Origin of the sequence: Bacillus sp. CR71 (assembly GCF_003429245.1) — a bacterium.
GTDB lineage: Bacteria > Bacillota > Bacilli > Bacillales > Bacillaceae_G > Bacillus_A > Bacillus_A thuringiensis_S.
In genome coordinates this window covers 2,668,381-2,694,193 of record NZ_CP031748.1, presented here as the reverse complement: position 1 = coordinate 2,694,193, position 25,813 = coordinate 2,668,381, and the positions used below count along the sequence as shown (strand labels likewise).

The following is a 25,813-nucleotide window of genomic DNA, read 5'->3' as shown; positions in this document are numbered from 1 at the left end:
TTTTTTTGTAAATGTGGAACAACTTTATTGTTTAGGTTGTCTATTAAGTATTACAGCATGAAGAAAGGAATAATTAGTATGAAAAATTACTAATAAGTCTATTTATAATTTTAATATGAGTCATTATACAGTTTAGTATTTCTAATGTAAGCAACAAAAAAATAGAGAGAAAAATAAGAAAGGCGATTTATCAATTACTGGGCTGTATCCTACCCCAAAAACAAAAATTTTATCTCTTGACAGTTATTTATGTAAATTCAGCTCGTATTTTTGAATGACATGACGATTTTATCTTATTCAGCCTTGTTTAAAATTACTTCCCTAACGAATAAATCCTACATCTTTTGCGAGCCTTTGAAGATCCAAAGCTCGATTGTTGTATTAGTAATCACTATATAAAATGCATATGTACAAAATTATATTCATAAAAACAGAGGTGTAAAATGAACATTATTTTCAATTTAATTGCTAGTTATGCGATTCCTACGATACTACTCACACTCTTGTTACTATTTGTATTTGTTTTTAGTTATTTTGTAGTATACAAAAAGATATGTAAAAGAGAAAAAAAACTAACTGTAAAACAAATTATATTGTTTGTTTTAATAACAGGATACTATTCCCTTGCATTATCAGCTACTTCACTTGGTCGTTCAGATGATATGGCCTTTGCAAGAACCATTGATTTTGATGTACTTAGTATTTATAAAAAAGCATGGAATACATTTTCATTTACTTCCTTTTTCCATATCATTGTGAATATAGGTATGCTTTTTCCTTTAGGAATTTTATTCCCTTTATTTAGTAAGGTTTTTCAAAAAACAAAATGGATGTTAATCATCTCAATTATAGCAAGTTTATTGATTGAAATTCTTGAATTTACACTGCAACGAGGAAGTATGGAACTAGCAGATTTACTTCATAATACTTTAGGCATGATGCTAGGATATTCTGTGTTAAACATAGTTCTTATATTTTTGAAAAAAAATGAAACAGATACAAAAATAATTAAATATTTATACCTTCCCATTACAGTAAGTTTCGTCGCACTCGGAATAATAATTTCGTATCAAATAAAGGAATTTGGAAATATGCCTATTGATCCCATTACAAAAAATGATATGTCTCAAGTTACTATAAAAACATCAATAGAGTTAAAAGACGCAGAGAAAAAAATGCCTGTTTACAAATATTACGGTACAAAAAAATCACATGTTCGAGATGTTGAGATTCTTTCTCCAAAGGAAGCATTTCAAAAACTGAAACAAGGAGAATTTGATTCTATTGGATCTTTCAAAGCAGGTGATACATTATTCATCACAAAATATAATATAGATTACTATACTGATACAAAAGGCTTCTCACAGCCTATATATGTTTTTAAAGTTCACTTAAATGATAGGGATAGTTGGTTTCAACCTATTTCCGCAAAGAAATAACGTAAATTTGGTTTTGTTGCAAAGATTTTTAAGAAATAAACAGAGACCTGAATGTATGAAGAAATATTATGAAGGGCATGAGGATTGGTATGAAAATGAGACGGAAGCAATTAAGCAACGATATGAGTGGTTAGAAGAAACTTGCCGACTTGAAATGAAATCGTTTGAAGAATTGCAATATAAACGAATTACTGGAACGGATGGAGAAAAAAGATTCATTAATGACATTGATGATTATTTTAAACATTATGGTATAGAAACTTATGATATGGATTGGGTAGAAAAAGAATGTGTAAACGTGACGTTCTTCTTCATTTTAGATGAAGCTAAACAGTATCAAAAATATTATCCTCATAATCTTGGGAAATCAAGAGTATCTTGTACAGCTCTCCTTATACCTAATTATAAATGTTTATGTTCAATCTTAGATTTCCTGCTTGTAGGAATAAAATGATCTTGAACAAAGTTTATATAAATAATCCTATAAACCATTGCAATATAAAATACTGCACAAAAGAAGATTAAAATGTATTTAAATGTCTTGTTTATATTGGTACCTTCCTAAAAGGAACTAATTTGGATTTTAATATTGTATGTAAAAAGGAAAGGATAGTTGAACAGGAGAGTATACCTGTTTACATCTATCCTTTTTTACAACAATATGACCACATTTACTACTACAACAAATTTTCATATAGTTATTGAACTATTTTTTGAATAACTAAATTAACCTCTTCGTTAACTTTAATTTCGAATAAATGGTCCCCTTCACCTTCAATTGGATCAACTACATCTTCATTAAAAGATTCAGCATGTTGTCTACCATGTCTATTAAACTAACAGTTTTTATTTTCCCTGATTCTTTTCCATACCTAAGGTACCCAAAAGTTCACTGGATTCCCGAGGCTACTATCCACATTTGTGTCTCTAAAAAGACTTTTTGTGCCACTAGACGTAACTGTAGATTCCTGAACAAGAAAAATCATGAAAATACACACAAAGTTAGATTATCATCCATTACATTACTGTTTTGCTTCGTTCAAATAGAAAAACTCGGAAGAACGCCACTTGTTCGATATCTCCTCAATGTGATAAGGTGTCGTTCTGCAGCATCCGCCTATTAAACGTGCACCTGCTTGGTACCATTCTTTAGATTGAATATCCAACGTGTTACATTGTTCATGACCATGCCATGTTTTTGTTTCTGGATTATAAGTTTCACCAGAGTTTGGATAAACAATAATTGGTTTTTTTGTGTTTGCCCTCAACTCTTGGATTGCACCAGTCACAACAGTTACGGGTGCACAATTGATGCCTATCGCTACAATTTGTTCACTTTTCTCAAAAACTCGTGCACACTCCGCTAGTTTCATACCTTCACTAATCTCTTTTTCATTTTTTAGCGAAAAGGAAAGCCACGCATATGTTTCTGGAAACTCACGCAATAATGTATCTAATACTCTTGCTTCTTGCAGGCAAGGGATCGTTTCAAATGCCAATAGATCTGCACCTGCTTCGATTAACGCAGACATTCTCGAACGGTGAAAGTCTGCTAATGTTTTATCTGTCACAACATAGTTGCCTACATACTCTGAACCATCTGCAAGGTAAGCTCCGTACGGACCAACTGATGCAACAACCAATGGTTTAGGCCTATTCGTTTGCGTATTTTCCTTCCAAAAATCATCTCTTGCCTTTCTTGCAAGTAACACCGTTTTCTTAATTAATTCCAAAGCTTCCTGTTCTTGTATTCCACGCGCGGAAAACCCACTAATAGTAGCTTGATAGCTTGCTGTTATGGCACAGTCTGCTCCAGCACGAAAATAGTCCGAATGCACCTGATAAATTAGTTCCGGGTTTTCTAGTAACACACGTGCCGACCAAAGGGGATCGTCCAAATTACATCCATGCGCCTCCAATTCAGTAGCTAATGCTCCGTCAAGAAGCATAATGGAATATTGGGATAAAATAGCATCAATTGGGTTGATTTTGTTCGACATAATCTACACCCCTCTTTTTTAGATTTTTTGTTAGATAATAACTTCCATAGCAAAACAAAATAAACGGTATGCCGCAATATAAGGCAATTCTCTGTGTTGGATCGAATGCAATTCCAATGCACGATGCCAGACAAAGGATAAAAGAAGCAATTGGTACTAATGGATATAGTGGTGTGCGATAAATCAAGTCCTTTTCAGAATTTCCTTCTTTCAAAAATTGTCTGCGAAATAGGAACTGAGAAGCGCTAATACTCATCCAAACTATAACTACTGCTAGACCGGAAATGGAAACAAGTACGATATAGACAGTATCTGGTGCCACAATACTTGAGAGCAAAGCCAAAGCTCCACCCATCATACTGAAAATGACGGCGTTGATTGGAACACCTTGCTTCGTCATTTTCCCAAAAATCGGGGATATCGTATTCTTATTAGCAAGCGACCAAAGCATTCTAGAAGAGGCATAAAGGCCTGAGTTTGCCGCAGATAAAATGGCTGTTAAGATAACGAAATTCATTATGTCAGCTGAATATGGCACACCAATTCGTTCTAGAACTGCAACAAAAGGGCTCTCTAATACCCCTGCATCGGAAATAGGCAATAACGTAGATAAAACAACAATCGTTCCTACAAAAAAGATGATCAATCTCCACAGAGTAGTTCGAATGGCCTTCGGTATCATTTTTTCTGGGTTCGCTGTTTCTCCAGCTGCAATGCCTATTAATTCTGTTCCCGAAAAAGCAAAATTAACCGCAAGCATGGTCATCATAATGGCCGTAGCACCATGAGGAAATAAACCGCCACTTGTAAAATTAGAAAAGAATGGTGCTGCTTTTGAATGAGTCATTGGAAGAAACCCTAGCATTGCTGCTACTCCTAAAACAATAAAAATCACAATAGCTATAACCTTTATCGATGAAAACCAAAATTCGGATTCGGCGAAAAATTTAACAGTCAGGACATTTAATACAAAGATCAAAATGGCAAAAAGAGCACTCCATACCCAAATATTAACCGATGGAAACCATCGCTTCATAAGTAATCCTGCGGCTGTAAATTCAGACCCTAAAGCAACAGTCCAAGTTAACCAATACAACCAGGCTACTGTATACCCTGTACCAGGTCCAATGTATTTAACTGCATAACTATGAAATGCGCCCGTTTCAGGCATATGTACGGAAAGCTCGCCTAAACATAGCATAACTAGATAAACTACTAGCGCACCAATCAGATAGGATAGAATTGTTCCAAACGGGCCAGCTTGTTGAATAGTGTAACCCGAGCTTAAGAATAAGCCAGTTCCAATCACCCCACCAAGTGATAGCATGACTAAATGACGTGCTTGCATTTTCCTTTGAAATTCTCTCCCATTTTTGTTCTCCATTTCTACTCTCCTTTAGTTACTATCCAGAAAAAACAAAAACGCACTCTAAAAAAGAGGGCGTTACTGACAAATAAAAACGGAAGCTCTCATCTATCAGGATTATCACCCGCTGGAATTAGCACAGTGTCTACTTAAGCAGACCTGTTGCTGAGGTTTCATAAGGCCAGTCCCTCCACCTCTCTGGATAAGAAATATTTTTTTATAACCTTATCAATCCATTTAATAACTGTCAAGATAATTCTGTTTTTTTGAAAAATATCTATTGTAGAAATACAAAAAATAGAGTATTACTATAACTGCAACCCACTCCTTCTCGGGTATTATTTAAAAATCGAACATACAAAACCTGATTTATTTATGATACGGTTCACAAGCACTTCCTCAAAATTTAATGCACTTCTAAATATCTTCTTACTTCTTTGGCTATGGGGTCACCATACATAACCATCAACTCAGGTGATTTTAATACCCTCAAATATCAAAAAAACGTTATCTTTTCTAAACAAGCTAAATTAGAATGGATGATGTTTTCTTATGAATCTCTCGATTCAAGATGAATTATTACCATTTGCAGAATAATTACAACGATATGTTACACCTGTATTCTTAGAAGAACTTGCAAGAGAAATAGGATTTATAAGGCGAAGACTTAAGTTTTCTGGATCAGAATTAGCTGCTATTTTCATTTGGATTAGTCAACGGGCGGCAAGTGATTCCTTGGTTCGATTATGAGTGGGCTTCATGCAGCGGCAGGGCTTAGCCCTGAGGGACTTAATAAAACTCCTGTTGAAGTTTCTAATTGACTACAAAGTTGAGTAATAGAGGTAGTAGCGGTTTGTTGATTTAACCATACACACAAATATAAAAAATGATGCCCATGGCACTTGCGTTCTCATTTCATTCCGCCTGCTTCCTATAGCTAATTGATTAAGTGTAGTGGGAAACATATATCGATATAAATCTTTAGCAAATAAAGACAACTTTTGTTTTTGATAAATATTTATAAAAAGCACGTCACCTTTTCTCATTAACATAAGTGAATAGTAACGTGCTTTTAACTTCAAGAATAGTCTAAATCCTTAAGTTGATGGATGTGGGGTACCACCACATGCCCATCAAGCTAAAAATGGATTTTCTATGAAATTCCATTTTTTTGTTGTGCCACTATTACCGTTTCTGTTTCGTTATCAGATAAGCTCAAATTTCTTCCGCATCTTAAAGTGGAACAAATTTATTACTTAAATTGTCTATTTAGTACCCTTTTTAAATATGAATATATTTCTTAAAGTGACTTCAATAATTTTAAGTAAATCAAAAGGAGAATTGAAAGGCAGGAGAATATAGCATGTCAGAAAATTATCGTTCTCGAGAGGAGCGACGACAAGTTAAAAAGAACAAACAGCCAGCAGCTAAAAAACAAAAACCAAAAGGCAAGACATCATTTTTTCGTAAGTTTTTAATTAGTTGTTTATTAGTTGGTATTGTAGGGTTAGTCACAGGGGTTGCTACTTTTTTCGTTATGATCAAAGATGCGCCAAAACTCGAGAAAGCAAAACTTGTTAATCCGTTATCCTCAAAAATTTATGATAAAGATGGGAAATTGATATATGAATATGGGAAAGAAAAACGAACGAATATTATGTATGGTCAAATTCCTAAGTTAGTAGAAAATGCGTTTTTAGCGACAGAAGATGCACGTTTTTACGAGCACAGTGGCGTAGATTTTAAAGGTACTGCACGTGCAGTTTTAGTCAGCCTAAAAGGGGATTACGGCTCTCAAGGTGGAAGTACGATTACGCAGCAAGTTATTAAAAATTATTTCTTATCGATGGAAAAAACGTCAAAGAGAAAGGCACAAGAAATATATTTAGCGTATAAGCTAGAACAACAGTATTCAAAACATGAAATTTTAGAAATGTATTTAAATAAAGTTTACTTAGGTAACCGTTCATACGGAATTGCAACAGCAGTACAAAATTACTATGGTAAGGAATTGAGAGATTTAACACTACCAGAAGTTGCAATGCTTGCTGGCTTAATGAAAGCGCCTAATAACTATGATCCAACGAAAGAACAAAATATCAAAAAAGCAACAGAAAGAAGAAATGTTGTACTTCAATTAATGAATCGACATGGTTATATTACAAAAAAGGAAATGGAAGACGCATCAAAAATTCCAGTAACAGAAGGACTTAAGAAAGCAACTGAACAAAAAGAAATGCCATATCCTGCTTTTATGGATGCGGTTGTGAAAGAAGTTGAAAAAGAAATGCCAGATGCAAATATTGGATCTGACGGTTTAGAAATTTATACAACATTAGATCCAAAGGCACAGGATTTTGCGGACAAGCTTTTAAATAGCGGTATTATTAATTATCCAAATGAGAAATTCCAAGGGGCTTTCACATTTATGGATACGAAAACAGGAGAAGTACGTGCAATTGGTAGTGGACGTGGTGAAAATAAAGCTGTTTTTAAAGGACATAATATTGCAATTGAATTAAATCGCTCAGCAGGTTCCACGATGAAACCAATTTTTGATTACGCTCCTGCAATTGAATATTTAAAATGGGCTACTTACCATCAAATTGATGACTCTCCATATAAGTATTCAACAGGACAAGAAGTTAGAAATGCAGATAGAAAGCATTTAGGACCAATTACAATGCGTGATGCATTGAAAACTTCCCGAAATATCCCGGCTATTAAAACTGCAAAAGAAGTAGGAATTAATAAATCAAAAGCTTTCTCTGAAAAGCTAGGTATTACATTTAATGTAGCACCGACCGAATCAACAGCGATTGGTACAAATGAAGCGTCACCAACTGAAATTGCAGGCGCTTATGCGGCATTTGGTAATGATGGTAAGTACACGAAACCACATTTTGTTAAGAAAATCGTTTATCCAGATGGTAAATCAAAAAGCTTTGAGCAAAAGCCAAAACGAGTTATGAAGGATTCTACAGCATATATGATTACTGATATGCTTCGTACTTTTGTTTCATCTGGATTGGGTACAGCAGCTAATATAGGTTCTTTAGATGTAGCCGGTAAAACAGGGACAACAAACTATTCTTTAGAACAAATAGCACAATATAATTTACCAGAAAGTGCTAATCGTGATAGTTGGTTTGCTGGTTATACACCACAATATACGATGGCTGTATGGACCGGATATACAAAGGATAGTAAAGATGATTATATTAGTAGTAAAAATACGAAAATAGCTCAATTGATTTTTAAAGAAATGATGAGTAAGTTTGCTACAGATAAATCGCAATTTAAAATGCCGAACAGTGTGGTTCAAGAAGATAGCGAATTACGTATTAAAGGTGAGAAGCGTGATACTTCTCCAAATGCGAAAATAGCCAATACGACTGAACAGCCAAATGAAAATAAGCAAAAAGAAAAGCAAAAGAAACAAGAAGAATTAAAGAAACCAGAAGATCAAAAGCAAAGTGAGCCAAACAACGGTAGTGGCGAAGGAAATACAAAACCGCCAAACAACGGTAGTGGCGAAGGAAATACAAAACCGCCAAACAACGGTAGTGGCGAAGGAAATACAAAGCCGCCAAACAACGGTAGTGGCGAAGGAAATACAAAGCCGCCAAACAGTGGTAGTGGCGAAGGAAATACAAAGCCACCAAACAATGGTAGTGGCGAAGGAAATACAAAGCCACCAAACAATGGGGAGGGTCATGGAACGCCAATGCAACCAAGTAATGATGGGAATTCAGGAGAGAATCCAGCCAATAATGGTTAATAAGTAATATGAAAATATTGTTGGTCCTTTGCAAATTTAAAAAAAGCATAAATATATTAGTAAATGAGGAACAACGTTTAGGAAGTAGCTAGTAGTCGTTGAAGTACATGGTAAGTCGAAAGGGTGAAGTCTCTTTATATAGTACCTTTTAAATGAAAAATGCGCTATTCTTTCTACAGAATTATAGGAAAGGATGGCATTTTTCTATGTATTTATCGATTCGAGATGAATTTCACTTCTTTGGTGAATCTCTACATATTCTTCAACAACTTGCAAACAAGACAGGTCGTTATATTAAACTACGTGCATTAAGCGAGGTAAACAATAATCCATGGACAAGTGCGGCTGAAATCAATTTATTTGGAGTGACTCAATGATATATTTGTAAGTAGCTATTTAAATCATTGATACACTATTTCAAAAGGTTATCATCTGCTGAGAGTTCCGTTCGGCATTTGATAACCTTTTTATCCTATACTAGTCAATATGTAAAAGAAAACCTCGGATTGATAAAATTCACTTTCTTAGTTTAATAGTGAAACCAGTTCGGTTTTATTTCGTATTCAAATCTTTCAATTACCTAAACTTGAATTTGCATAAAATTAGCTTGATAACGATACCACTGTATACATTATAAATTGCTAATTTTTACATAATTGTGTACAAAATTTCAAGTTTTATTTTGTCTATTTTTTCTGAATAATACATATTGACAAAATAATAGTAGCGATATAGAATTGGTTTTGTTCACTGGTGAACATTATGTATTTTTTTGTTTAGTATTATTTTTATTCACCATTTCTAACATCAAGATATTCTATCTCTTTTTTTTGTAGTTTGAAATATTATTGGTTACTTAAAATCAACAAAACGGTTTATATTGATAAAATTATTTAAAGGGATGATTGTATGACGAATGCTATAGCGGTAAGAAATGTACGAAAGTTTAGTTCTCAACCCTTATCTACTAATTGTGCCAAAACAAGAAAATCTAAAATAAGAAAATGATTTATCATAAAGAATTAATAGTATATAGAATGTACAGTTAAATTATTATCCATAATAAAATTATGGTAAATTAAAAGGTAGTTGTAATATATTGTTTCTTTTTTAGTTTTCAATAAGAGATATTAGATTTAGTTAAGTAATAAAAAAAGTGTAGAAAGGTTTTATTTCTACGCTTTTTTTATTTGATATCAAATTTATTGCTATTCTAAATTTTTTATATAAGATTTTACAGCTTGCAATAGAAATTCTTCCTGTCCCATACCTGCATCCGCTGCCATTTGCACTACTTTTTGCTTGAATTCATAATCTGCATGAAAAGTTAATGGCTCTACATTACTTTTAAAGTAAACTCCCTCTACATGTGGAAGAATAGTACCTGATTTCATATGAGAATATAAGTATTTAATCTCTTCTTGAAACTGTAATGGATCAACTTGTAATACGAAAGGTTTAATTTCTAATTTAATAGTATCAGATGAAATACTCAATCGCATATTTGTGACACCTAGCTCTTTGTAAAATAAATTTATTAGATTATAAGTAATGGAATTAAATAGCTGAGGTTTTTTAAATGAAAAAGATAAATACCCTCGTTTGGTAATTACAGCTTGTTTATGGAAAGGTTCAAAGGAGTAATTATGTTCCTTATAAGTGGATAGAGGGAAAATTTCTTCGTCTTCTGTAAGAATCTTGCCGTCTGCTCCATTGATTTCTATTACCCTAGCTATTTTTCCGGTATGTTGATGTGTTAATAATTGATATAAATATATCTCTTCTTGTTGAATCTTAGTAATGAATGTTTTTCGCTCTTTTGTTTTAGTTTTTTCATAATCAAGCATAAAAATCTCTAGCTCTTCTTCATCGATAAGATAGACTTGTTTTCCACGTTTTTCTACCATTGTCGCGGGTAATTTTCCAGATTTGATGTATGTAAAGATAGTAGATGGTGCAACATTAAGAATTTCAGCTACTTCTTTCGTGCTAAGGCCTTTAACCTCATTTTTATTTTTTAAACGTTCAATGTCCTCTAAATAGAAAATCTTACTACCAAATTGCTTCCAGTTATCTTTATATACACATTCTATAAATCCATCTTTTTCTTTTTTTAAAATTGTTTGTACCGTTACTCCCAATAAGTCGGCTGCCTCTTTTGTCGTTACAGTAGGTTTGGTAATGAACAATAAATCTTGTGTCATGCAAGGACACCTCCATAACTATTGTTTGCTAGTAATTTAGATATGTATATATCATAACAGAATATGACTTACATTTAAAATAAGAAATAGAATTTATCAAAGTTCTTATAAGATTTTATAGTTTAATAAAGTTTTATAGTTAATTTAACAGTATATAAGTTTTTAAAGGGAATTGGTTAATTATTAAACAACATCTATTCACTAAAAAATTATAAAAAAACATAAGTATAGGATAATAGAGAAGAATGTGGGATTCTTACAGAAAGAAAATGAATTATCATTTGTATAATGTATAGAAGTAAAATAAAATGGTAAGTAAGGTTAATAAAGATTGTTATATTCATAATCATCAATAGGAAGGGTGAATTCGAAAAATGGATAAACAAAATAAAAAAGAGAACTTACCTATAACAATGAATCAAAGTGAAGATATAGATACATATGTAGAAAATATAAGAGATATGGTTCCATTCCTGCATGATAGTCGTTATATAGATAAATTGGAAGAGAAGATGGAGGTTGCAGAAAAAGAGGGAAAGAGTAAATATACGTATTTAAGTGATCTGGAAGTCATTTATCATTTTGTACATTTACAAAAAGATATGGATGATAAGAAGAATAGAAAAGAGGATACGAAAAAGAGTTATGTTTCCGAAATCTTATCATTTTGTCAGTGCATGGTGCAACATGCAGAGGAGTTCGAATTGAATGGGGAAGAGGTACAGCAAAATGATTCGTTATTGAAAACATTACATCCTTGGCATATTCGTAAATATAATGCTTGGTTGAAGCAGGTAGAGAACGGTAGAAATGGGGATACTTACGCGGTCGCAACACTTGCAAAAAAATCAGTACTTATACGTTCTTTTTTAAAGCACCTTCATGTATTTGCTTATATTGAAAAACCTCTTCATGAAGAACTGCAGCGCGCAAATGTAAATGAACAGGACCGCCCAAACCGGGACCTATCCTATGATGAAGTGATGAAAATCTTAGGGTTTTATAAAGAGCAAGGGCATTTAGTAAACTATACAATTTTACTAGCTCTAGCAAGTACCGGTGCAAGAATTCAAGAATTGTGCACCGCGAGAGTGAAAGACTTACATTATGACGGAAAGTATTGGTTAAAAGTCACAGGAAAAGGGAATAAAGTACGTGAACTTTTCATTCCTGAGCATTTATTCCAATGTATTAGCGAAATGAGACGGAGAAGAGGATTCCAAACTGTATTGAATCGTGGAGATGAAAGTCCTGTATTTATCAATCAAAGAGGAAACTTTTATAATTCCAAAACGTTATCAAACCAGGTAACAGATATGATAAAAAAGACAAATTTAGATTTTCTACAGTATCGTGAAAATCCTGTAACGGCACATACATTCCGTCATGCTTTTGCAATCATGGCAGTTGAACAAGGAAATGCGGATCTATACCATTTAATGCAAACACTTGGGCATGAAAATATTCAAACAACAAAGATCTATTTAGAGAAGCATATGAAACGAAAGAATAACGTGGGGACTACATTTGCAGATATGTTGGTGTGAATTTTTAATATGAACAATTATTTAATTATGTCTTTTTTACATAATTAAATACACATTATTTAACGTGTAAGGAGGATTTAATTATAATAACTCAAGAATCTACACATTAAGAAATGACCTAGAAAAATCAATAAAGGTAGAGTCCTGGCGTTTATTTAGAGAAGAAATGAATGTGTTAGGAATTCAGGATTCAGATGTGTTTCAAATTCAGTTAGTGGAATATGGTAAAGAGAGAATGAAAAAGAGTTCTCCTAAAAATAATAGAAGAAAATAGTTTACTTACGTATAAATATCATAATTAAGCACATGTTATATACAAATATAGTGGAGGTGCAATTATGAATATTCAAAGACGCGAAAGTAACACAAATGAAATTCTTATCTCTGCTGCAGCAAGTGCTATTGAACAAATGAAGTATGAAATTGCCCGTGAATTAGGAGTCACACTAGGACCTGATACATCATCACGTGCAAATGGGTCTGTCGGTGGAGAAATTACAAAGCGCTTAGTTCGAATGGCTGAGGAACAATTATCAGGACAACACAGATTACATTAAGATAAAATAATAAAAGGAAAAAGGATCCCCTAAGACGAATCTTTTTCCTTTTATTTACACAAAATCTAAAAATAAGTTTTTAAAACATTAAAACGGGCACTCAGATTCATTTATAAGAGTTTTTATTTGTTATGACAATGAAATAAGTATAGAAATTAATTAAACCCTCTAAAAGTAACCTGAGATCTATTAAACGTTATTTTGCCTAAAATTTATATTTTTTATTGTTTTAATTTCATTTTTTCTTCAGCTATTTCTATAAGTGCTAAACCTAGTGCTGGACCAACTATCTTTAAAAGTATTCCCACAATTTTTATTTTCCTCATTATTATTCCCTCACATTCTATTATTTTTATAATTTTAATTCATTAATACCATCAAAAATTTCAGAGGCATATTCTTTAATTAATGAATACTCTTTGGCATGATAAATTTTATAAAATCTTTCATCTATATATTTAAATGTATTTAAATAGTATTCTAACTGTTCATCAAAGAATATTATAATTTCTTTGTAACCATTCACTGATGGCATACCTTCAAACATTTCAATATTCGTCTTACAATCAAGAAAATTAAATTCTAAAAAGTCAATAATTTGTACTATTTTATATCCCTTGAATGATTTCCTTTGATATTTTTTCTTCTCTGACTCACTTGCATTTTCACATATACCAAAGATTTCCCTCATAAAACATATAGTTTTGTTATCGGCACAATCAAGAGCTTGTGTTCTTAATATATTTTCTTTTCTAATTTGTCCTTCTTTAGTAGTTTCATCGATTTCTTCTAACAACCATTTAGCTTCTACTAATAAATTTGTCTCAGCTGCTCTTCTTGTCTCTATAAATAGTAGAAAATCTAAGATAGCGGATCCTTTCAATACACGTGTTCTTAGTTCGTTGTATTTAGGGTTATTAAACATAACATCGCCTCTCTATAAATAAATTGTAGAACGAAATATTGAAAAAAAAAAGAATTGGTTACTTTGGTAACCAATTCTTTGATATGAGAAACGAAAAGTAATGATAGTTCAATTGGAATTTTGCTACAATGGACTTTAAGAGAATACTTAAACCTGAGAACATGTAGGAAGAAAGCTTTGAATGGTGTGAAAAAATCGCTTGGAATAGGACTGAAAATGGAGGGACTAATTTGTTTACATCTCTTGTCTTCGATATTGATGGTACAATTTTAGATACTGAAAAAGCAATATTAAAATCGCTACAAAGGATTTTGAAAGAAGAATTAAATGAAGATTATACATTAGATGCGTTGGGCTTTGCATTGGGTATCCCTGGGAAGGAAGCTTTAAAAAAATTGAATGTGCCTAATATAGACGTTATCGATCCAAAATGGAGTAAAGCTGTATTAGATTATAATCATGAAGTTTCCGTGTTCAAGTCACTTGAAGATATCATTGGTATGTTGTCACTAAGTAATATAAAACTAGGTATTGTGACGTCGAAAACTAAACAGGAATTAATAGACGAATTTGAGCCATTTGGTTTAAGTAGTTATTTTGAATATACAATTTGCGCATGTGATACAGATAAGCATAAACCAGACCCTGAACCTTTATTGGGGTACGGCAACGATTCGTTACTTTTGGAGCCACTGAGGAAAAATATACTTTATAATCCTATTTTTATAGATTTTTGTATTCGGTAGTAACAAAAATGGACGTTTATGTTACAAATAGAACCACTAAGGCTGAATCCTAAATTCATCTATAAGTGATATGGAGTATTTTGTATTAACACCTCTTTTCGGAGGGCGAAATTATCCGAATTAGGAATAAATAGGGGGTTTCTGCTCAATTTCCCTTTTTCGAAGATGTGCAAAATACCTACATTAGATTTTTAAATTTGGGAGGGAAAATAGAGTGGGGCATGAAATAAGTTATTTGATTTCAGAAATGAATAAGCAAGGGATTTCAAATGAACATATAGAATCAATGAAAGAACGGATAATGCAAAGCTCAAAAAATTATGAATTTCATTACGATAAGGTAAATGAAAATAAAGAGCCTAGTCTTGTTGATGTAAATAAGATTAAAGGAATTGATACAGGATGGTGTACAGCAAATAGATCAATTTATGAACTGTTTTTTTCTGTATTAAGTGAATTTCCAACAAATAATCAAAGGCTTGATGGTCGAAAGATAGGCCAAAATATAAATAATCTTATAGAAAATGGGGTTCAATCCCAATATGATTTTTATGCAAATAAAATGGGAAACGAATCAATAGTTGACCTTCCTAGGTTTGTTCATTACATAGATGACGATATTTATTTTACGGTTTCTGATGCAACGCATAGAACAGTGAGTGCTATAATGTTTGATGCTCCTAAGATGATGGGATATGTCACTACTTATAAGAAAAATATTGTTAAATACAATAATTATTTAACACATAAAGATTCTGTATATAAGTGGAAAACTTTTTTAAATACAGAATTTAATCGCATCACAATAACCCGTACTCCTACAGATAAGTATAGTTATGATGGGGAATATGAGATTCGATTAAAAGAATTTCCTAAAAAACAATTATATTTTAAATTTAGTACTCCAATCGTTACAGAAACTTATGAAAATATAATTGATAACACTTTGTTTGAAGAAGAGAGAAACCATATCGAAGAATTAATACAAAAGTTGCAGCAGATAGAAAAGCGTTTATCTGAAAGTTCGATCGATATTGGGGTTTTGCCGTTATTACTACGTTTCATGAAGAAAATAAATTTCAACTTGGGATACTACCTTTTCTATGCGTTATATAAGAAAGCAGTGTATTTGGATATAGATGATCCATCTGATGTTACAAGATGGAAAATACACAAAATTATTCGCAATGAAGTTATGATTGACAATTTTCCGAGAAAATGATGTTTTTAATTAGTTTTACAAAATACACAAAATGTTAAACTCAAAAAAAACAGTTATTTCATGTGGGGTATGGCAACGATTACTTCTTTTTTGAGTCACTCATCATTTTTTTAACAAAAAGGTTTAAAGTCAATAATGTTACGAATTATTTTTGATACAGTATTTTGTTACAGCTAATTCAACAGTTAAGAAATTTATATTTTTAAATTTTCCTCAGTGGCTTCAAAAGTAACGAATCGTTGCCGCACCCCTTATGGATTTGGAACGAATGTTACGGGAAAATTAGATACATATGAACCTTTTGTTAATATGGCAATGGCTGCTAACCATATAAAAGTATGAGAACAATTAGTATTTTAAAGCTTCTAGGTTTATGGTCCAGTATAATTAAGTTGAAAAATCTCTAGTGGAGCAAAAGTAATACAGATATTTTTATAGTGATGAAATTCATTTTTGTTTTGAGCTCGACTGGTTTTGTTAGCTTAATAGTGTTACGTTTGTACTTTAATAATATGCTTCGTTAAAGTGCAGGGAAAAAGGAAGTGAAAAATATGGATAAATACACTGAAGAGCAATTTATATATTTTACAACTAAATTGAACCAATTGGAGTCTGTAAAAGAGAACCAGGAAACATATTGGTATGAATATAGAAAGTTACAAGACTGGTTGCAAGAACAGCAACTAAGTACTAGTTTTATTAGATGGGTTGAAGGGAGAATGAAGAAATAATTATTAATTTATTTTTTAGAAATATCCCTTATAGTATCATGATAAAACTGTATTTAATTAATAAATAGGGTAAGTGGGCATCCAGAGGGATGCTTTTTCTTTTGGCATAAAATCATACGCTTCTTCATAATAAGCCCCATAGCTTCAATTACAGCCTCTTTAATATTATCTGGAAGCTCATTTGGATTACTCCATCTCTCTACGTATAACTATAATTGGATACAATGTTTAACTATCATTGGGATTCCAGCTATTGCTCAAATGATTTTCTTTCTAATATTTAAAAATATTCATATGGGATACATACTTCACTTCAATTACAATTTAATCATTATACTTTTTAACTATATAGCTTCAATTTACCACTAAAAATAAAAGAAAAGGCACCCCTGCTGCAAGGTACCTTTTCTAAGGGGTATAACTCATTAACTAAGCGGCCGTTGGTTAAGTATACCGCCTAGACTATTACATGAGTTATGTTTTTATTATACATTGATCATATCAAAAATATTATCATTAGTGAAATTAACTTTTATTATTTTTTAATTTTAAAGCTGCCACCATAATAATTATGTTTATCAATTTTCATAACATCTACAAATAATCCTAGCTTATAAACTGATGTAATAAGTGTTACAAAGCTCCCATAAATATGCGCAGTACCAGAATCATAATTTGTTTTTTAACTTTGTGAGATAGTTTTAGAGACAAAAATAATAGAAATGGAAAAAGAAAGGATACAAGCAATCTATATACGTCCTAATGTAATGTATATATTGCATTTATTTTGTTTATAATTTAATATATAGAATATAAGATAAAAAAAGTAAAGATTACCTTTACAAACGGGGTGTATTTAATGTCAGTAAGCAAAATAAAAATTGCAAGAACAGAAAAGGGGCTAACTCAACAAGAATTAGCTGGGCTTGTAAATGTTACCCGACAAACAATTGGCCTTATTGAACTTAATAAATACAATCCATCTTTAAAGCTTTGTATTGATATAGCTAAATCACTCGATAAAACTTTAGATGAATTATTTTGGGAGGAAAAATAGAATGGAAAAATTTAAAAATTTGTTTTCACTCAGTACACATTCAGATGAAAGAATTAAACAAGTCGAAATGAAAATTTGGGCTCAATCTGGAATTGTGGTTTTATTGCTAGCCTTCTTAGATTTAATAATAAGGGGCGTATACTTACAAAGACCGTTTCTAGAATGGGCTACAGCTCTTGGTATCATTATCTGTTATATGGTATTCTTCTTTATTAGATCCATTTTAGCTGGTGTTTACGAACCAGAAATCGATAACAAGGAAAAATTAAAACAAAAATTAAAAGCTAAATTATCTTATACTCTTATTTTATCTTTTTCTGGTGTAGCCTACACTACATATCATAATCAATTACCTCAAGATATTGTTGGATGGATCTTAGTATGTATTAAGTTTATTCTACTTGTTACTATTTTGTTTGGTATTCAATATTTTATTACTGTATTAGCATGGAATAAATCCAATAAAATTTAATAAGTATAGACAAAAAAGCTTATCTTTTAATACATAATGATAAGCTTTTTATTATTTTCTTCATCTCTTTTTCGTTTTAGGGGATATTTTGTTTTGTCAGCTTGCTAGCGATGTGGCGCGCCCCTAAATGCTTTGAAAATCCGTATTGAATTAACACTAAAAAGAATCTATTTTGAAAAAAATTAATCATAATAGATTCCAATTTTCAAATTCTGATTGTAGATTTTATGAAAAAATTGATCAAAACACATGAATATATTAATTACAAAAGTTGACTTACTTGTACTAGAATTATTCTATTCTTCAAACCAAAACAGAGTCTCGATAGGCGCTTCTAAAACTTTTGCGATATCATAAGTAAGTTTGAATGAAGGGTTATATTTTCCGTTTTCGAGATTGCCAATTGTTTCTCTTCTAACCCCAACCTTATTAGCTAAATCTTCCTGAGACATATTTAACTTTACTCTATATTCTTTCATTCGAGTTTTAAGTGGCATCTTGCATTCCTTTCTTTTCCCTACGCTCAAATATTTCTAAGTTAATTAAGAAGGTACCTAATGGTGCAAAAACTGAAATAATAACAAGGAAACGGATTATATGTAGATTTTCAAAAATAAATATACTCAAAACTAGTATGATACCTAGCACCAATGCTACGAAAAAAGCTCTTGTAGCAGAGATGCGAACATGTAGTATAAAAAGCTCATCTGGTACCACTTTTGCATATGCAAAGAAGAAAAAGAAATTGAATAGGAGACCTGCCCACGTAATATCACCTAAAAATGAGAAAGGTGCCAAAAACCCTAAAAAACCGATAAATCCTAAATAAGCCATTTTATTTTTCATACAATCCTCCTACGTGATATATTTCGCTCTATATGTTAAAAATATATCACGTAGTTTTGCAAATTGAAAGGACTTACAACATTACAAATTTGTTTTAAATTGACAGTAAAACCACAAAAAGATACGTGAAATTGCCGCTAACAGCACCCTTCAAAAGAATCGTTATAACAAAAAACTCACAATATTGATACAATATCATTATTAAATGAAATCAAGAGAAAACAAAATATAAATTTAGGAGGAGAAATACTTTGGAAATAGATCAAATAAAAAATATCCTAAGAAAAAGAGCAACTATCTTTCAAACAGGAGGAAAAAGGCCCGATTTATCTATAAATGAAAGTTGGATTGGAAAGATTCACTATTCATTACCAAATGAAACTTACCCAATTGACCGCTATGGAGAAAAAATGTATGCGATCATGATGCTTAATTTAACTCAAATACCTTTTCTTCCAGAAGCAGTAAAAGATTTGAAAGCCATCGCAGTATTTCTCTCTCCAAACTTTGCTAAAGATTTGTCCAACTTATCGAGGAATTTTTGTATTAGAGAATATGATTCTTTAGAGGAACTAGTACCCAATGAGATGTCACTTACGTTTCCAAATCTAAAACCTTTTCCCTTAATCCCTAGATTAGTAACTGATGAGTTTCCACAATGGGATACGGAAGATTTTCCAAACAACATTCAAGATAGAATTTTAGAACTTGAAAACACAATTGATATTGAATACTACGAGGATATTTTTGAAGAAAATTATTACATACATAAATTAGGTGGCTATGCTTCTTTTGCCCAATCAGGCATCCAATGGCCGGCGGATTATGAATTTGTTTTTCAAATAACAGAAGATCCAAAAGCACATTTAAAGATGATTCATGGTGGCGGAATTTATTTTGCTAAAAATAGTACAACAAATGATTGGATTGCACACTGTGATTTCTTATAGGAATAAGAAATAAAGTAACGTTTTCTTATGTGAAATCTTGCTTAGCTTATATTCTCGTTAAAATGTTGGCGGTATGTCTATAAAACTACACACTTTAATGGATTAAAAGGAAAAAGAGAATTTACAATGAAGAAATATGTCAAATTAGAGGTGTCAGCTAGACCACCTAGTCTCATTGGTTAAAAGAACTTGAATAAAGTTCTTTTTTTATTTCTAATTAATGCCAATAGTGACACTTCATACCTAGAATCGTTTCCTTATCCCTATAATGGTTCTTTCATTAATAATACTCTAGTTAATAAATATCTTGAAAATAAATTGTTAAATTTATCAATTTGATAACCTAATCCCACAGAGTAGTAAAGGATGAACAATTAGACATGCTCATAATACGATCTACGTAAAAAGGCGAAAAGCCTATCTCTTGTGTTGATAAAGCTGTAGAAATATAAAACAGAATATTCTGTTTTATATTTCTACAACTTCAAGATATTTACATATTTAGGAAACAAAGTTATGTTTGTGATGATATACAATAAATGGAGGGAAGGGATCTTATTATGTTTAAAAAAGTAGCATTAGGGATTTCGTCGTTAGCAATCACTACATTTGTAAGTTTAGGAATGGCAACAGAGGCATCTGCTGGTCCTGCAGCACCATTGTCTTCCTTAAATGTTGTACAAGTAGAGTCTGAGCAAGGTGGGGTAGAGACAATCAATACTAATAGCTTTAGTACAACAAGGAACCATGGAGGAAGTTACCTATATATTTACACAAAAGAAATTGGATATGGACAAAATCCGATTGCAAAAATGAATGGTTCAGCAGTAAAGAGTGTTGGCTCAACTGTAATTGGCGGCAACCCAATTGTTGGTTGGTATTATAAGTGGGATGCATCTGGACATCAACAGGGGACATTTGAATATCAAAAAACCTCTATTAATTTCCCATTCAATACAATGCGCACTTCACTTTATATACAATAAATAACCAGGGGTAAATTATAGGAATAACTATTAAGGTACGAGTTCTAATGGGGTAGTTTATTCTTTGAATTGAATACTATTTCTATAATAATACTTTTCTATTGTTTTATGACTATGTTACCCATTTGTAAAAGTTCATAGTCATGATAGCTCTACGGATCTATATAAACATAGTTTTGGAGAATGGAAACCTTTAATTTTAAAAAAATACAGAATAAGAGGAGTTTTAGTATGAAAAAACAAAGTCTAGCTATAGCTACTATTCTATCATTAGGTTTAACTGTATTTGGTGGTACTACCTCTACATTTGCGATGACTGAGCCAAATGATAATGTGACGTTTCAATTTACATCAAAATATATAGGAAATATACCGTCAAAGCCCAAGGACTGTAATAATGTAGACAAATATAAGCTGTGTACAAACAAAGAAGAAGCTGATGCTTGGGGAAAAAAACAATTTAGTAAGTGGAGTAAAGAAGAGAAATCTGCCATAAGAGATTATACAAAAAATGCAAGGCCGTATAATGAATTCTTAAGAACGCATGCGGGTAAATTAGATTCTGATCTTACAATGAAGAAAAAAATTGAATCCTTAGATAAAGCATTAAATAGAAAAGAGGCAAAAATGAATGACAATATAAAAGTGTATCGAGGGGATGATGCATGGATTTTTGGAAAGGAGTATGATAATTCCATAATAAAAAATGGCAAGGTTGATAGGGAGAAATTCAAGGAAATACAAAAAAAATTCCAAGGAAAAACAATAACTGAGTTTGGATATATAAGTACTTCTATACTTATTGATGCCGGATATGCCAAAACAAGACCAGTTATGACAGAATTTAAGGTAGGCTCTGGGACTCATGGTGCTTATATGAATTCAGATGACTTGACTGCATATCCAGGGCAATACGAATTATTATTGCCAAGAAATACCGTCTATAAAATTGAAAAAATATATATAGCTATAGATAACAATACCCAAAAAGAACAAATAAAGGTGGAGGCTACAATTAAATAAATCTAATGAAGTTAAATTTTTAAAAATAAAGTGATTCAGAATAACTATATAAATCCGAATACGCAACGCATGTAAATAATCCAAATAAAAACCGTAAAGATTTCTAATCTTTACGGTTTTTATCATTTTAGCCAAGAAGACTCCTTCCTCAAGGAGCGTGAAGGGTTACAGCCCAGTGAGTAGGCGGGAGATGAATTGGCTTCGAACAAGGGATGGCAGGGATCCATCTTAATTGTTCGACATATATAAAATGTTACTTTGCTATCTATCGAATATATTTTAGATAAGTTTAATTTGATATTCTTGAAGCCAGCTATTCACTTGAAGTAGATAATCAATTAAACCTCTAGCCTCATTACCAGTAATGATTTCATCTGTACCTAGTGCAATTGCACGAACCTTTTCTACGTTAATAAGAGGTAGAATAGGAGAGGTATTATCGTTTAATACATCTAGCATCCATACACTAATTCCTTGTAAATAGGCGTTATCTTTTGTACTTGGATATGCACTTTTTTTACGATAACATACATCTGTGGGAAGAACAGTTTGGAAAGCTCGACGTAAAATTCCCTTTTCAATATTATCGATACTTTTTATTTCAAACGGTACATTCCAGAGATATTCAACCAGTCTATAATCACAAAATGGAACACGTACTTCAAAACCTGTCATCATGCTAGTACGATCTTTTCTCTCTAACATAAAAGGTAGGAATCGCGTAATAAACATATAAGACATTTGACGTTGTTTTGCTTGTAAATCATTTTCTCCTTCTAAAAAGGGTATTTCATTTACAGCTTCTTGAAAACGTTGTTTTTGATAGTTGATAGGATTTATTTTTGTTTTTAAGTCTTCTGATAAAATTTCTGTAATATAAGAATAGTTTACATTCCAAGGGAAAATATCCGCTTTTAAAAACTCTTCTTGATGGAACCAAGGATATCCAGAAAAAACTTCATCGGCTGATTCTCCTGAAAGGGCTACTGTAGCATCTTTTTTCATTTCTTTAAAGAGAAGATACAAAGATGTTTCAAATTCCCCAACACCTGGTAAGTCACGAGCCCTCATTGGAATTAATAAATGTTCAATGAGCTTTTCAGATCCTAATTCAAAAGAATGATGTTGTGTTCCAACATGCTCAGATACACGTTGTACCCAAGGTTCATCCCGATCACGGCGAAGAAAATCTTCTTCGAAATCTCGTTCTTCATTTGTAAAAGTTAGAGAATAAGTATGAAGTGTCTTTCCGATTTGTTTGAATTCATTTCCTGCTAATCCAGTTAAACCACTGGAATCTAAACCTCCTGATAACATTGTAACCACGGGTCTATCGGCAACTAATTGTCGTTTCACTGTATCCTCTAAAATAGATTGAATTGTATTAACTGTAGTATTTATATCATCTGTATGTGGTTTGCTTTCTAGCTTCCAGTATTGCTTACTTTCAGTTTTATTAGAAGTAAACAGAATGTAGTGTCCTCCGCGCACTTCATGTAAATCTTTAAATACTGCATGACCAGGTGTTCGCATTGGACCAAGGCAGAAGATTTCGGAAAGTCCTTCTGTATCCACTTCTGCTTGTACATTTGGATGAGAAAGTAATACTTTTATTTCAGATCCGAAGATAATCGAATTATCACGTTGTGCAAAAAAGAGTGGTTTCACCCCTAAATGATCACGGGCTAACATGAGTCGTTGTAATTTCTCGTCCCAAATACCAAAGGCGAAAATCCCGTTAAGGTGTTGTACACAATCTTCTCTCCATTCTAGATATGCGTGTAATAATACCTCGGTATCTGATTTTGTTTGAAATACATGGCCCAAATGCTCTAGTTCAATACGTAGCTCTTGGTAGTTATAAATTTCTCCATTAAATGTTAGTGAAACAGTTGTCTCCCCATCCTTATACAACATGGGTTGTAGACCACCTTGAGGATCAATTACAATAAGGCGACGATGACCAAAAGCTGCATGTTTAGAGAACCAAAATCCTTCTGCATCTGGTCCACGATGTATAATAGAATTTGTCATGTTTTTTAAAGTTTCTTTTTGTTTAGAAAGGTCCATTGACCAATCAACCCATCCCGCTATTCCGCACATATATAATACCTACTTTCCATTTGATTAGTAAACATCATAGTATTTCTATAAATTTTTTGTTTAGTAATAAGTTTTTAATCATATTAATAATGCTTATTTAAATGGTGCATATCCTGGATTTTTCGTTGTTTTTAGTTGCATTGCCTGCTATCTCTGGATACCAGCTAATAGGTGTATCAACAATTGCAAATATCCGTATTCCATAATCGTCTTACTCTAAAGTTGCTGATTTTGTCATCATAATAACAGCACCCTTTGAAACAGGATAAGCATAAGTACCTATTGATGCTAGAAAACTAAAAACAGAGGCAATATTAATAATTACACCATGAAGATGTAATTCACGCGTTTTTTAGCGGTGCCAATAATACCATAGGTTCCGCCGTGTTGATTGATATAAATGATACGATGGTAATCATCCAAGTCATGTTCTAAAACAGCAGTGGGATAGCCAATACCGGCATTGTTAAACATAATGAAAATTCTTTCAAAAGCTTGAACAGTTTTTTCTATTAATCACTCAGTTCCTTTAAACTTTGAAACAATTGTTTTTATAACAATCGATCCTCCAATATTTTCCTGGATGGCTATAGCGGTTGCATTACCTAGCTCCACATTAAAATTAGCTATTACAACTTGATTTCCTTTTGAGCAAACTTTTATGTAGTTTCTTTACCAATTCTTCTGTCTCAACCAGTGATAAAAGCGACTCTTCTCGGGTTTAGTGTTATCCATCTCCTTTATTTTTATATAATGAATGTTAAATGTGTTTATACAAAATTGTTATTAATTGAAAGATTAATAACAACTATCTGTATTGTAACTCTATTTATAATTCATTAAAATTTAGATATATTTACTAATAATTAAGTAAATCTTAATAAAGGGAGTATTAAGATGAATTTTGAACAAATGGAGTATATCGTAGCGGTAGCGAATACTGGATCATTTACCAAGGCTGCACTCCAGTCTCACGTTACTTTATCAGCAATTAGTCAATCTATTTCCTTGTTAGAAAATGAACTGGGAGTAAAACTCTTCGCACGTTCACGAGGGTTGGGGGCAGTTCCGACTTCCGAGGGGAAATCGATTATAAAAAAAGCTAGTGATATTCTACTGCAAGTAAAAGAATTGAAAGAAGAAGCGCAAATCTACAATCATACTTTAAACGGGGAGTTAAGAATTGCGACAATCCCTGGACCTATGCATGTACTAATAAATATAATTTCGACATTCAAAAAGGAGCATCCTTATGTAAATATAAAGGTTTATGAAAAAGATCATAAAAAAATACTAGAAGACCTTCAAAAAGGCGAGATTGATATTGGATTTATTGCATCATCAGAGAAGTTTAGAGAGAGGCACAATAATTTTACATTTAAAAAAATAATAGACGTTAAAATAGTTGTGGGAGTTAATAAAAATTCTCCACTCGCATTAGAGAAAATCCTTGTACCAGAACAGTTAGTAAATCAGGCTTTGGTTTTATATGATGATGAATACATTCGGGATAGCATTAATAAGTTATTTTCTAAGTATGGGAATGTGGATATATTATTCATCTCTAATAATACGCAAGCAATAGAAAATGCAGTGAAGCAAGAACTTGCTATTACAATTGGATTGGATTATTCATTCAAACATAATCTATTAAATAATCAAAAAGAAATGGTTTCTATTGTATTAGATGTACCTAACCTTGAGCCTCTTTCTTATGGATGGGTCCTTAGTAACGACAAGCAACCTTCAAACATACTATTGAGGTTCATTAATAAGCTTCAGTTTGAGTAGAAGATTGGTTTAAATTGCAATTCATTTAATATAAAATGCCCCCACTGATAGTTGTGGGGGTATTTGA

Annotated in this window: 22 protein-coding genes, 5 pseudogenes and 1 riboswitch; of the genes and pseudogenes, 17 read left to right on the top strand and 10 right to left on the bottom strand. The window is 32.1% G+C overall.

Going from position 1 to position 25,813, the window contains the following annotated elements; all coding sequences use genetic code 11:
- The first annotated feature begins 443 nt into the window (after positions 1 to 443).
- Both DOS87_RS13435 and DOS87_RS13430 read left to right on the top strand, forming a co-directional pair.
- Positions 444 to 1,439 carry a VanZ family protein gene (locus tag DOS87_RS13435; RefSeq protein WP_208730356.1) on the top strand — a complete coding sequence of 332 codons (996 nt, stop codon included), beginning with the start codon at positions 444 to 446 and terminating at the stop codon, positions 1,437 to 1,439.
- Between the two features lie 55 nt (positions 1,440 to 1,494).
- Positions 1,495 to 1,893: a hypothetical protein gene (locus DOS87_RS13430; RefSeq protein ID WP_208730355.1), complete on the top strand. Its 399-nt coding sequence runs from the start codon at positions 1,495 to 1,497 to the stop codon at positions 1,891 to 1,893.
- A gap of 568 nt (positions 1,894 to 2,461) precedes the next feature.
- Here DOS87_RS13430 and mmuM read toward each other — a convergent pair.
- Both mmuM and mmuP read right to left on the bottom strand, forming a co-directional pair.
- Entirely contained in the window at positions 2,462 to 3,439 is a 978-nt protein-coding gene (mmuM, locus tag DOS87_RS13425; protein ID WP_208730354.1) for a homocysteine S-methyltransferase, read from the bottom strand.
- Positions 3,414 to 4,823, bottom strand: a complete 1,410-nt coding sequence (mmuP, locus tag DOS87_RS13420; protein WP_208730353.1) for an S-methylmethionine permease — start codon at positions 4,821 to 4,823, stop codon at positions 3,414 to 3,416. The genes mmuM and mmuP overlap by 26 nt, the downstream gene beginning before the upstream one ends.
- A gap of 83 nt (positions 4,824 to 4,906) precedes the next feature.
- Positions 4,907 to 5,014, bottom strand: a riboswitch (SAM riboswitch).
- A gap of 343 nt (positions 5,015 to 5,357) precedes the next feature.
- Between mmuP and DOS87_RS13415 the strand changes: the two are divergent.
- Positions 5,358 to 5,602 (top strand): annotated as a pseudogene (locus DOS87_RS13415) (IS4 family transposase); the annotation flags it as partial.
- Here DOS87_RS13415 and DOS87_RS13410 read toward each other — a convergent pair.
- Positions 5,578 to 5,827: pseudogene (locus tag DOS87_RS13410) on the bottom strand (IS4 family transposase); the annotation flags it as partial. The pseudogenes DOS87_RS13415 and DOS87_RS13410 sit on opposite strands and share 25 nt — an antisense overlap.
- Positions 5,828 to 6,168: 341 nt before the next feature.
- On the opposite strand from DOS87_RS13410, the gene DOS87_RS13405 reads away from it, so the two are divergent.
- Together DOS87_RS13405 and DOS87_RS13400 are read left to right on the top strand one after the other, a co-directional pair.
- A complete protein-coding gene (locus tag DOS87_RS13405; protein ID WP_208730352.1) occupies positions 6,169 to 8,586 on the top strand; it encodes a transglycosylase domain-containing protein in 2,418 nt (805 codons plus the stop codon).
- 206 nt (positions 8,587 to 8,792) lie between these two features.
- Positions 8,793 to 8,963: a hypothetical protein gene (locus DOS87_RS13400; protein ID WP_000281390.1), complete on the top strand. Its 171-nt coding sequence runs from the start codon at positions 8,793 to 8,795 to the stop codon at positions 8,961 to 8,963.
- Between the two features lie 831 nt (positions 8,964 to 9,794).
- On the opposite strand, the gene DOS87_RS13395 is transcribed toward DOS87_RS13400, so the two are convergent.
- Entirely contained in the window at positions 9,795 to 10,790 is a 996-nt protein-coding gene (locus DOS87_RS13395; RefSeq protein WP_000189802.1) for a helix-turn-helix domain-containing protein, read from the bottom strand.
- Positions 10,791 to 11,164: 374 nt separating this feature from the next.
- On the opposite strand from DOS87_RS13395, the gene DOS87_RS13390 reads away from it, so the two are divergent.
- Both DOS87_RS13390 and DOS87_RS13385 read left to right on the top strand, forming a co-directional pair.
- Complete coding sequence (locus DOS87_RS13390) at positions 11,165 to 12,337, top strand: tyrosine-type recombinase/integrase (RefSeq protein WP_208730351.1); 1,173 nt, start codon at positions 11,165 to 11,167, stop codon at positions 12,335 to 12,337.
- 338 nt (positions 12,338 to 12,675) lie between these two features.
- Positions 12,676 to 12,894, top strand: a complete 219-nt coding sequence (locus DOS87_RS13385) for an alpha/beta-type small acid-soluble spore protein (RefSeq protein ID WP_001025787.1) — start codon at positions 12,676 to 12,678, stop codon at positions 12,892 to 12,894.
- A gap of 352 nt (positions 12,895 to 13,246) precedes the next feature.
- Here DOS87_RS13385 and DOS87_RS13380 read toward each other — a convergent pair whose 3' ends face one another.
- Positions 13,247 to 13,819, bottom strand: coding sequence for a hypothetical protein (locus tag DOS87_RS13380; protein WP_208730350.1), 573 nt, complete (start codon positions 13,817 to 13,819; stop codon positions 13,247 to 13,249).
- 230 nt (positions 13,820 to 14,049) lie between these two features.
- Here DOS87_RS13380 and DOS87_RS13375 point away from each other — a divergent pair.
- The 4 genes and pseudogenes from DOS87_RS13375 to DOS87_RS30510 all read left to right on the top strand — a co-directional run.
- Positions 14,050 to 14,478: pseudogene (locus DOS87_RS13375) on the top strand (HAD hydrolase-like protein); the annotation flags it as partial.
- A gap of 301 nt (positions 14,479 to 14,779) precedes the next feature.
- On the top strand, positions 14,780 to 15,787 hold the full coding sequence (locus tag DOS87_RS13370) for a hypothetical protein (protein ID WP_208730349.1): 1,008 nt from the start codon (positions 14,780 to 14,782) through the stop codon (positions 15,785 to 15,787).
- A gap of 551 nt (positions 15,788 to 16,338) precedes the next feature.
- Complete coding sequence (locus tag DOS87_RS13365; protein ID WP_208730348.1) at positions 16,339 to 16,518, top strand: hypothetical protein; 180 nt, start codon at positions 16,339 to 16,341, stop codon at positions 16,516 to 16,518.
- Positions 16,519 to 16,614: 96 nt separating this feature from the next.
- A pseudogene (locus DOS87_RS30510) lies at positions 16,615 to 16,887 on the top strand (hypothetical protein); the annotation flags it as partial.
- Between the two features lie 166 nt (positions 16,888 to 17,053).
- On the opposite strand, the pseudogene DOS87_RS13360 reads toward DOS87_RS30510, so the two are convergent.
- Positions 17,054 to 17,188: pseudogene (locus tag DOS87_RS13360) on the bottom strand (DUF5065 family protein); the annotation flags it as partial.
- 189 nt (positions 17,189 to 17,377) lie between these two features.
- On the opposite strand from DOS87_RS13360, the gene DOS87_RS30180 reads away from it, so the two are divergent.
- Together DOS87_RS30180 and DOS87_RS13355 are read left to right on the top strand one after the other, a co-directional pair.
- The gene (locus DOS87_RS30180) at positions 17,378 to 17,575 is read left to right on the top strand and encodes a helix-turn-helix transcriptional regulator (RefSeq protein WP_000116560.1); all 198 of its coding nucleotides are present in this window, start codon (positions 17,378 to 17,380) and stop codon (positions 17,573 to 17,575) included.
- A gap of 1 nt (position 17,576) precedes the next feature.
- The gene (locus DOS87_RS13355) at positions 17,577 to 18,047 is read left to right on the top strand and encodes a DUF6773 family protein (RefSeq protein ID WP_261795677.1); all 471 of its coding nucleotides are present in this window, start codon (positions 17,577 to 17,579) and stop codon (positions 18,045 to 18,047) included.
- A 296-nt stretch (positions 18,048 to 18,343) separates the two neighbouring features.
- On the opposite strand, the gene DOS87_RS13350 is transcribed toward DOS87_RS13355, so the two are convergent.
- Positions 18,344 to 18,544 (bottom strand): helix-turn-helix transcriptional regulator, encoded by a 201-nt coding sequence (locus DOS87_RS13350; RefSeq protein ID WP_001128814.1) that lies wholly within the window; start codon positions 18,542 to 18,544, stop codon positions 18,344 to 18,346.
- A complete protein-coding gene (locus DOS87_RS13345; protein WP_000791799.1) occupies positions 18,534 to 18,893 on the bottom strand; it encodes a DUF3796 domain-containing protein in 360 nt (119 codons plus the stop codon). The genes DOS87_RS13350 and DOS87_RS13345 overlap by 11 nt, the downstream gene beginning before the upstream one ends.
- A 251-nt stretch (positions 18,894 to 19,144) precedes the next feature.
- Between DOS87_RS13345 and DOS87_RS13340 the strand changes: the two genes are divergently transcribed.
- The 3 genes from DOS87_RS13340 (at position 19,145) to DOS87_RS13330 (ending at position 21,852) form a co-directional block, all read left to right on the top strand.
- A complete protein-coding gene (locus tag DOS87_RS13340; RefSeq protein ID WP_000401864.1) occupies positions 19,145 to 19,843 on the top strand; it encodes a DUF1963 domain-containing protein in 699 nt (232 codons plus the stop codon).
- Between the two features lie 560 nt (positions 19,844 to 20,403).
- Complete coding sequence (locus DOS87_RS13335; RefSeq protein WP_208730347.1) at positions 20,404 to 20,829, top strand: DUF4879 domain-containing protein; 426 nt, start codon at positions 20,404 to 20,406, stop codon at positions 20,827 to 20,829.
- Positions 20,830 to 21,060: 231 nt separating this feature from the next.
- Complete coding sequence (locus tag DOS87_RS13330; RefSeq protein ID WP_000744855.1) at positions 21,061 to 21,852, top strand: ADP-ribosyltransferase; 792 nt, start codon at positions 21,061 to 21,063, stop codon at positions 21,850 to 21,852.
- 279 nt (positions 21,853 to 22,131) lie between these two features.
- On the opposite strand, the gene asnB is transcribed toward DOS87_RS13330, so the two are convergent.
- Positions 22,132 to 23,955 (bottom strand): asparagine synthase (glutamine-hydrolyzing), encoded by a 1,824-nt coding sequence (asnB, locus tag DOS87_RS13325; RefSeq protein WP_184121640.1) that lies wholly within the window; start codon positions 23,953 to 23,955, stop codon positions 22,132 to 22,134.
- Positions 23,956 to 24,166: 211 nt separating this feature from the next.
- The gene (locus DOS87_RS30610; RefSeq protein WP_369126851.1) at positions 24,167 to 24,274 is read right to left on the bottom strand and encodes a hypothetical protein; all 108 of its coding nucleotides are present in this window, start codon (positions 24,272 to 24,274) and stop codon (positions 24,167 to 24,169) included.
- Between the two features lie 578 nt (positions 24,275 to 24,852).
- Between DOS87_RS30610 and DOS87_RS13315 the strand changes: the two genes are divergently transcribed.
- Positions 24,853 to 25,746: a LysR family transcriptional regulator gene (locus tag DOS87_RS13315; RefSeq protein WP_001008615.1), complete on the top strand. Its 894-nt coding sequence runs from the start codon at positions 24,853 to 24,855 to the stop codon at positions 25,744 to 25,746.
- The last annotated feature ends 67 nt before the right edge of the window (positions 25,747 to 25,813 follow it).

What these genes read in the sequence shown, in the direction of transcription:
- DOS87_RS13435 (WP_208730356.1), top strand. Translation starts at nt 444, where the DNA reads ATGAACATTATTTTCAATTTAATTGCTAGTTATGCGATTCCTACGATA.
- DOS87_RS13430 (WP_208730355.1), top strand. Translation starts at nt 1,495, where the DNA reads ATGAAGAAATATTATGAAGGGCATGAGGATTGGTATGAAAATGAGACG.
- mmuM (WP_208730354.1), bottom strand. Translation starts at nt 3,439, where the DNA reads ATGTCGAACAAAATCAACCCAATTGATGCTATTTTATCCCAATATTCC.
- mmuP (WP_208730353.1), bottom strand. Translation starts at nt 4,823, where the DNA reads ATGGAGAACAAAAATGGGAGAGAATTTCAAAGGAAAATGCAAGCACGT.
- DOS87_RS13405 (WP_208730352.1), top strand. Translation starts at nt 6,169, where the DNA reads ATGTCAGAAAATTATCGTTCTCGAGAGGAGCGACGACAAGTTAAAAAG.
- DOS87_RS13400 (WP_000281390.1), top strand. Translation starts at nt 8,793, where the DNA reads ATGTATTTATCGATTCGAGATGAATTTCACTTCTTTGGTGAATCTCTA.
- DOS87_RS13395 (WP_000189802.1), bottom strand. Translation starts at nt 10,790, where the DNA reads ATGACACAAGATTTATTGTTCATTACCAAACCTACTGTAACGACAAAA.
- DOS87_RS13390 (WP_208730351.1), top strand. Translation starts at nt 11,165, where the DNA reads ATGGATAAACAAAATAAAAAAGAGAACTTACCTATAACAATGAATCAA.
- DOS87_RS13385 (WP_001025787.1), top strand. Translation starts at nt 12,676, where the DNA reads ATGAATATTCAAAGACGCGAAAGTAACACAAATGAAATTCTTATCTCT.
- DOS87_RS13380 (WP_208730350.1), bottom strand. Translation starts at nt 13,819, where the DNA reads ATGTTTAATAACCCTAAATACAACGAACTAAGAACACGTGTATTGAAA.
- DOS87_RS13365 (WP_208730348.1), top strand. Translation starts at nt 16,339, where the DNA reads ATGGATAAATACACTGAAGAGCAATTTATATATTTTACAACTAAATTG.
- DOS87_RS30180 (WP_000116560.1), top strand. Translation starts at nt 17,378, where the DNA reads ATGTCAGTAAGCAAAATAAAAATTGCAAGAACAGAAAAGGGGCTAACT.
- DOS87_RS13355 (WP_261795677.1), top strand. Translation starts at nt 17,577, where the DNA reads ATGGAAAAATTTAAAAATTTGTTTTCACTCAGTACACATTCAGATGAA.
- DOS87_RS13350 (WP_001128814.1), bottom strand. Translation starts at nt 18,544, where the DNA reads ATGCCACTTAAAACTCGAATGAAAGAATATAGAGTAAAGTTAAATATG.
- DOS87_RS13345 (WP_000791799.1), bottom strand. Translation starts at nt 18,893, where the DNA reads ATGAAAAATAAAATGGCTTATTTAGGATTTATCGGTTTTTTAGGGTTT.
- DOS87_RS13335 (WP_208730347.1), top strand. Translation starts at nt 20,404, where the DNA reads ATGTTTAAAAAAGTAGCATTAGGGATTTCGTCGTTAGCAATCACTACA.
- DOS87_RS13330 (WP_000744855.1), top strand. Translation starts at nt 21,061, where the DNA reads ATGAAAAAACAAAGTCTAGCTATAGCTACTATTCTATCATTAGGTTTA.
- asnB (WP_184121640.1), bottom strand. Translation starts at nt 23,955, where the DNA reads ATGTGCGGAATAGCGGGATGGGTTGATTGGTCAATGGACCTTTCTAAA.
- DOS87_RS13315 (WP_001008615.1), top strand. Translation starts at nt 24,853, where the DNA reads ATGAATTTTGAACAAATGGAGTATATCGTAGCGGTAGCGAATACTGGA.